This is a genomic window from Azospirillum agricola, from assembly GCF_017876095.1.
Classification (GTDB): Bacteria; Pseudomonadota; Alphaproteobacteria; order Azospirillales; family Azospirillaceae; genus Azospirillum; species Azospirillum agricola.
The window spans coordinates 1-7674 of sequence record NZ_JAGINM010000054.1 but is presented as its reverse complement, the minus strand read 5'-3'; the positions used below and the strand labels follow the sequence as shown (position 1 = coordinate 7674).

The window sequence follows — 7674 nt, the reverse complement described above, 5'->3', positions numbered from 1 at the left end:
CGATGGTACTGCGTCTTAAGGCGTGGGAGAGTAGGTCGCCGCCAGGTCCCCAAGGCACAGGATTAATCAGACCAGACCAAAACTCGCAAAACCGGATTGGAAAACGCGGTGCGCTTCATCTTCATCGACTACACAACACCATCACCAAAAGCCCGGCCCATCTGCGATGAGCCGGGCTTCTCGTTGTTGGCCGATCCCGGGATCGGTGTAAGCGCCTGCGGAACGCCGCCTTGTCGGGGATGAGGTGATCGGTGAAGAGCGAGTCTGCGGAGGCTCGCTTGATGTCGAGAGTGGAAATCATCACCGGCCGCGGTGAGCGGCGGCGGTGAAGCGCCGAAGAGAAGGCCCGGTTGGTGGCCGAGAGGCCGAGCGACGTTATCATGCTGACCGCGAGGCCATGCCCATAGCGGCATGGCTCACGAACAATGGCCGCCGATAATCCCGGCGCGGTTCAATCCGGCGATTGCAGGCAACGTCTCCGACTCAACTCGCTCGTCAGCCCCTCCAATCCTTTTGCGAACGAGATTCCGCCACAGAATGGCACATCGCTTCGAACCGCTTGGCAAATCGTTGAGCACCGCACAGATCTGATGCGATCAAAAGACCGCGCAGTCCTTGGCGAACTGTCGCCAGATGATCGGGATCGACAGCCAGAGCCACCGCCTTGGCCACGAAATCCTCCTCATCGGCGGCGATCCAGCCGGTCAGATCGGCGGTGGTCAACAGGCTGGCGCCCACCCGCGCGGCATGGCGATCACCGGGGAGCGTCAGCACCGGCACGCCCATCCACAACGCCTCGCAAGTGGTCGTGGTGCCGTTGTAGGGAATGGGATCAAGCGCGATATCGATCTCACCATAGGCGTTCAGATGACTGAAATGATTAGGGCTATGGCACAGCAACGTAAGGCGATCCGCCCCGATTCCTTGCGCGGCGAACAATCCTTCCACCCGCCTGCGCATGCCGGCGTCGGCCAGCGGCGCCGCCTTGAGCACCAGCCGGCTGCCGGGCACCGCCGCCAGCACCCGCGCCCACAGCCCCGCAGTTGCCGCGTTCAGCTTGGGCAACGCATTGAAGGAACCAAAACTGACTTGACCGCGCGACAGCAAGGGGGCCGGCAACGGGTCCGGCGTCGGTCCGAGGGGATGGTAACACAGGAACCCGCCATCCAGGCGGAGCAGCCGTTCGGAATGGCGGCGGTCGGCGTCGCCCGGCGGATCGGAAACCGCGTCGGTCAACCGGATGTCCATGGCCGGTAGGCCGGTGGTGGCGGGATAACCGAGCCATGTCATCTGAGTTGGAGCCGCCCGCCGGGCGAACACGTCCAGCCGGTTGCGGGCGGTATGCCCGGCGAGATCGATCAGTATGTCGACGCCGTCGGCACGGATCATCGCGGCGACCGTGTCGGGATCGACGCCAGCGATCGGACGCCAGTGGTCGACGTGTCGGCGGACGTGATCGGTGATGAAATCGCTTTTCTCGACGTTTGAATAGGCGAAGACCTCGACCCGGCTGCGGTCATGCTGCTCCAGCAGCGGCAGCAGGAACATCGCCACCGAATGCAGGCGGAAGTCCGGCGAGACATAGCCGATCCGCAACCGCCGCCCCTCCCGTGGCTGCGGCCCAGGTGGCGTCGACGCCGACGGCGGGGGCAAGCCTTGCTGATACCCCGCTCCCCAGCGTCGATGGGCGTCATACACCGCGTCGGCCGGCAGCGCATCGCGGTAGTTGAGCGTCATCAGGATGTTGCTGTCGATACCGGTGCTGTCGGCCAGCAGCGGCCGGGCATGTTCATACGTCGCGGCCGCCTGTTCGAAGATCCCAGCCGCTTCCTGGGCGGAGGCGAGGGCGAACCAAGCCTCCCCATAGTCGGGGCGGTAGGTCGTCGCCTTGGTGAAGGCGTCGATCGCCGCGCTCACCTGTCCCATCCGCACCAGCACCAGCCCCAGATTGTTCCAGGTGCCGGGGTCACGCGGCTGATACAGCAGAGACTGGCGCAGATACCCCTCGGCCTCCTGCAGGGCGTCGGCGTTGAGCGCCGCCGTCCCGGTGAGGAAGATCAGGCGCGCGTTGCCCGGATCGGCGGCCAGAAGATCGCGATAAATCCCAAAGGCGGCCTCCGTTTGACCGATCCCGACCATAACGGTGGCGAGGTTGACATAAGCATCGAGATAGCCGGCGCGTTCCGCTGTCGCCCGTTGAAAGGCGGCGATGGCGTCGTCGGCGCGGCCGACCGCGGCCAGGCTCACCCCCAGGCTGTTGTAGGCTTCGGCAAAGCCGGGCGCGCGCAAGATCGCCGACAGGAAAGCCTGGATCGCCCCGTCGCCGTCGCCGACGGCATGCAAAGACAATCCAAGATTGTAGTGGCACTCCGGCGTTCCGCCGCCGGCGGCGACGCTGGCCCGCAGCCGCGCAGCCGCCGTCGCCGCGTCGCCGGCCACTGCTGCCGCCATGCCATGCAGATAAAGCGCATGGGAATGACCGGGCGCCGCGTCCAGCGCCCGCGCCGCCAATGCCGCGGTTCGCGCCGGATCACCGTCTGCCAGCGCCTTGCCGGCCTGATCGATCAGGCTCTCGACCGTCGCCTTGGGGAGGTCCGGGGGTGGGGGGTGGTTCATCACGCCTCTCCCGTCGCGCGCGGCAGGCTGGCCGCGTCGACACCCGCCAGCGCCTCCGCCACATCGGCGACCACCGCCGGCCAATCACCGGCGCAGCGCTGGCGAAACAGCGTCATGGTCGGATACCAGGGGCTGTCGGTCCGCCCCAGCATCCAGCGCCAATCGGGGCTGAACGGCACCATCACCCACACCGGCACGCCCAGCGCGCCGGCCAGATGGGCCACCGCCGTATCGACGGCGATCACCAGATCCAGGTTGACCACCGCCGCCGCGGTTTCGGCGAAGTCGTGCAGCAACGGCCCCAACGCCACCGCCCCCGGCGGCCGGTCGCCGGTTTCCTTCTGCAACGAAAAGAACGTCACGCCGGGAACCGCCATCAGCGGCGCCAGAAGCTGGGAATCGAGCGAACGGTCGCCGTCGCGGCTGTGTTCCGGGCGACCGCGCCAGACCAGGCCGACCCGCAAGCGCCCCCCGGCCGCCGCTTCCAACCGCTCGGCCCACAGGCGGCGGCGGCGCGGCTCGGCCCAAAGATAGGGAATTGTCGCCGGGATGGTGTCGACCAGGGTGCCGAAGCGGTGGGGCAGGCTCAACAGCGGGACGTGGCGGGCGAACGGCAGGTCATCATGGACATGGGCCGGCGAGACCGAGCGGGGCACCACCCGTACGCCGCTGTCCCCCATGCTCGACCACAGCAGGGTGAACAGGGGGTGCTGCGCCTCGAACACCACGTCATAGCCGCGCGCGGCCAGCAGTGGCAGATAGCGGCTGAACTGGATGGTGTCGCCGTACCCCTGCTCCGCCGTCACCAGCAGGGTGCCGCCGACCTGATGGGGCGGTTCCCCCTGCCATATGGGTTGGCTGAACGGCCGCGGTTCCTCCCCGAAGCCATGCCAGCGCCAGCGCCATTCATGTTCCTGCCAGCCGCGGGTGAAATCGCCGCGCAACAGCAGGCACAATGACAGATTCCAATGGGCGGCGGGGAAATCGGGCTGGAGCGTCAGCGCCTTGCGATAACAGCGCTCGATGTCGCCCAGCGGATCGATGGCAAGGCGGGCGTTGCCCAGCGTCACCAGGGAGGCTGCGGTTTCGGTTACACCCCCATCGACGTCGGCCTGTTCCCCGGCCGCCGCGTCCTCCGGCAGGCCGCTCAGCCATGCCAGGGCCAGACCGAGATTGCTCTCAGCCTCGCTGTAGTCGGGGCGCAGGGCGAGGGCACGGCGGAAACTCGTCACCGCGTCGCGATAGGCCCCGGCCCCCAGCAGGGCATTGCCCAGGTTGCAATGGGCCTCCGCCCGGTCAGGGTCGCCCTTCAGGAAGGCGGTCAGCCGTTCGATGGCTTCCGCATGCCGGCCCATGGCCTGCAGCGTCGCCCCGAGATTGGCCGCGGCCGGACGACACCCCGGCTCCCATTCCAGCGCCGCCAGGAAAGCCGCCCGCGCCAGCTCGAACGCCCGCCGCCCATAATGGAGCTGGCCCAGCTGGTTGGCGGCTTCCGCCGCCTCCGCCATCTGCCCGGCCTCCGACAGCGCGACCGCCAGATTATGGACGCTTTCGGGGTTTTGCGGGTCCAGCCGAACCGCCTGATGAAGAAACGGCAGGGCTTCCGCCGTCCGTCCCATCTGGGCCAGCACCGTACCGACCAGACTGCTCAACCTGGCGTCCTGCGGATTGGCGGCCTGAAGCTCCCCGTAGAGGGAAAGCGCCTGGGCCAGCTCCCCCTTCTGGTGATGCTCTGCGGCGCGAACCGCCATTTCCTGAGGCCTCATGGACATGGGGCGCGTTCCTTCCAGACCGTCAATAGGACAGCGTGACGCCGAAATGCAGGCGGTCGCTCCGATCATTGCCCTGTCCTGTTCCCGGCATGGCGTGCCCCCATGCAAGCCGCATCGACCCGTAAGGCGTCTGATAGCGCATGCCGATCCCCAGGCTCGACAGAGTCCAGGCGCTTTTCGCCCCGTCCACCGGCCGCCGGGCGACCAGCCGGCCGGCGTCCCAGAATCCGAGCAGTTGCAACCGGTCGCCCACATCCCCCAGCCCAAGCCGGCGCGCGACCTCGATGTCCGGGGTGCGGATTTCATGGGTGACGATCACCCCCTGGTCGGCCGTCACCTCCTGCTCGCCATAGCCGCGAATGCTGTCGGCGCCGCCGGCTCCCAGCTGTTCGGACGACAGCAGGTTGGTGCTCGCCCATTGGCCCTGTATCCGTGTCAACCAGTTGAACCCCTCCGGCAAGTCGACGCCGCGTTCCACGCTGCCGCGCAGATAGGCGTAACGGGCGTCGGCGAAGCTGCGGCCGGCGTGGGTGTCCGACGGCCGGAACGCCGTGCTGGTGTTGCCGTGCGACAAGCCGCCGGGACTGAAATAGGCGTTCAATGCCAGTACGGTCGAGCCGAAGCTGTCGGCTCGCGCTGCCGAGTAACCCAGCACCCCCTGGAAGATATCGGTGAAACCCGAGGAAACGCTGGTCCCGCCGAACTCGAGATCATTGTTGGTGCGCTTGAAATCCATGCCGAGTTCCAGCTTTTGGGACACCGTTTCCAGCGTCGGAAGCGGTGACGAATAGCGGGCTGAAATCTGTGTGCTTTTACCCACCTGATGAAATTGATCGCCCAACTTTGGCAGGCTGCGCGAGGTGCTGCCCATGATCGTCAGGGTGTCGCGCCAGGGCAGCGGAATTTGATAGGTCACGGCATGGGCGGTATAGCGCTTGCTTCCCGGATGCAGAAAGCCGTCGGGGCTGGTGGTGTACTGATAAGACAGAAGATGCCCGAGCCAGAAGGCATTGCCCCAGTTGAAGCCGGTAAGGGCTCGGTTTTCGCTGGTGGTCTTGGAACCGGTATTCTCAAAGCCGCCGTAAACGCGCAACGGCAAACGATCACGGGTGCGCAGGACGATATCGGTTTCACCCGGACTCCGGCCGCGCTGATAAACCAGATCGGTATGGCGAAACGGGTTTTCATTCAGCCAATTGATGTCGTCGAGCAGGCCCTGCCCGCTGATGCTCTCTCCGGGCTTTGTTCGGATGGCCGCCAGCAACTGGCCGTCGTCGAACCATTCACCGCCTTCGGCCGAAATGGACCCGGCGACGAACTCCATCGACACCAGCTGTATCACGCCGCTGCTGATGTTCTGTTCCGGCACCACAACGTCGACGAGCGGCCGGTCATGGTCGCGGAAATACAGCACGGTCTTGCGCGCGACCTCATTGAGCAGGTCGAGGGTCACCGGACGCCCGAGATAGGGCGCCATCAGCGTCCGGAAATCCTCGCTATCCATCACGCTGCCCGGAATGACGTGGATGCCGGGTGTCCCGACGCCGTCGGGCGTCACCGCGTCGGCCCGTCCGACGAAGACCAATCCCCGCAGCCGAGCGACCAGCACCTGTTGTCCCTGCGGCAGCGTCTGCGGCGCGTCGGGCAGCGCCAGGGATTTCTGCGGCGCCGGGGTTTCCAGTTTTTCCGGCGCGATGCGCTCGAAATTCTGCGCCCGCGCCTGTATCCCCCCGGCTGCGGCGAGCCCGGCGGCCAGGACGCCGACGGCTATACGGTGGCGCCCCTGGTGGTCGCTTGCCATGGGCAGTCGCATCCTTTGCTTGATCATTCGGTCCACAGGGCTGTCAGTTCCCGGATTGGCGCTTGCGCTCATTGTCCGCCGATTGGCGGAGGGGGCTGCCGTCGGACACCAACGTGCTCTGGACACCCGAGTCGGCCGCAAAGGTGGTGAAGCTGGTCGCCGACGCCAAGACCCCGCTGCCGCCCGCTCCGGTGCCGTTGTTGCCGCTCGCGCCGTCATTACCGCTTCCCGCCGACGATCCCGGCGTGTAATTCGCGGGCTGGCGGAAGACCACTTGCAAACCCGCGACCGACAGGCTGTTCTCGACCACCGCGCCGTTGCCCGCCGCGCGGCCGCGGCTGGCATCGATGATGATCGGGGTGTTGGAAACCCCACCGGACGACAGGTTGGCACCGGTGCTGGAATTGGACACCGATGTTGAATCTGAGCCGACGGCGGTGGTACCGCTCGATGGCCCGGTGCTGGTGCCGGCAACCGCGGTCGAGGTGATCATGTTTCCGGAGCTGCCCAAAACGCTCAGGCCACTGTTGAACAGCAGGGGTGTCGTCACCACCGGCAGAGCCGGCAGTTGGGCTAGGGCGGTCGGAGCGGGTGCGGGTGCGGCCGTCGACGGGTTGATGACGAAATCCGCACCGGTAAAGGCGATGATGTAGTCGCTGATCGCCGCCAGCGTGCCCTGGCCAATCCGATAGGTGCCGACGGTATCCCCATCGGCCCGGTTCAGGCCGCCGCTCAACACCGACGACTGGCTGTCGCTGCCGCGCAAGCCGGTGAATGAGTAGGTCAAAGCCGGATCGGCGGCTCCCACTGTCTTGGACGCCGCGTTGGCGACCAAGCTCAGAACCGCCGGATTGACCACCAAGCTTCCGGCGCTGTTGCCATTTTGCGCCAGAGTATAATTGCTGGCGTCGCTGCCGGTCAGAGCGGTGACCTGTTGACTGTAAATCCCGACATGCGTTCCGGCCGATGGCAGGAAACCCTTGCCCGCCGCAAAAGCGGCGACCGTCGCGCCGATGTCGTCGCCGCTGATGACACCGTTCAGCGTCGCCGCGCCCAGGTTGATGGCGTCGCCATAAGTCGCGCTCACGCCCGCCACCGACCAAGGCAGCGCCTTGGCGATGATGCTGTAGACGGCGCCGCCCAGCGTGTAGTTGCCGGCATCGCCACCGCTCAGGTTCGCGCCACTCACCGACTTGCCCGATCCGACAGTCTTGCTGTTGACGGTTCCGCCGCTGACAAACACGGTATCGCCACTCACTACGCCGCTGAGGCTCAGGTCCGAGGCGGCGGTGGTGCCGTCATAGACCCTGCTGCCGGTGGCGGTCAGCGTCTTGGCCGTGATGTCGAGTGTGGCGCCGCCCAGGGTGTAGTTGCCCGAATCGGCGCCGGCCAGCGACAGGCCGGTCACGGTCTTTCCGGTGCCGACATTCTTGTCGGCCACGGCGCCGCTGCCGCCGATGCTGACCGCGTCGCCGCCGACGACGC

General features: G+C 66.5%; 4 protein-coding genes. All 4 read right to left on the bottom strand.

Annotated elements, in window-relative coordinates; genetic code table 11:
• Window positions 1-495 precede the first annotated feature (495 nt).
• Complete coding sequence (locus J2847_RS33490; RefSeq protein ID WP_209783050.1) at window positions 496-2616, bottom strand: O-linked N-acetylglucosamine transferase, SPINDLY family protein; 2121 nt, start codon at window positions 2614-2616, stop codon at window positions 496-498.
• Window positions 2616-4388, bottom strand: a complete 1773-nt coding sequence (locus J2847_RS33485) for a tetratricopeptide repeat protein (protein ID WP_209783049.1) — start codon at window positions 4386-4388, stop codon at window positions 2616-2618. The genes J2847_RS33490 and J2847_RS33485 overlap by 1 nt, the downstream gene beginning before the upstream one ends.
• A gap of 22 nt (window positions 4389-4410) precedes the next feature.
• A complete protein-coding gene (locus tag J2847_RS33480; protein ID WP_209783048.1) occupies window positions 4411-6189 on the bottom strand; it encodes a ShlB/FhaC/HecB family hemolysin secretion/activation protein in 1779 nt (592 codons plus the stop codon).
• 43 nt (window positions 6190-6232) lie between these two features.
• Window positions 6233-7674 (bottom strand): YDG domain-containing protein (locus J2847_RS33475; protein WP_233474971.1); only part of this gene is annotated, 1442 nt, incomplete at its 5' end.

Coding starts and splice junctions, on each gene's coding strand:
- J2847_RS33480 (WP_209783048.1), bottom strand. CDS start 6,189: ATGGCAAGCGACCACCAGGGGCGCCACCGTATAGCCGTCGGCGTCCTG.
- J2847_RS33490 (WP_209783050.1), bottom strand. CDS start 2,616: ATGAACCACCCCCCACCCCCGGACCTCCCCAAGGCGACGGTCGAGAGC.
- J2847_RS33485 (WP_209783049.1), bottom strand. CDS start 4,388: ATGTCCATGAGGCCTCAGGAAATGGCGGTTCGCGCCGCAGAGCATCAC.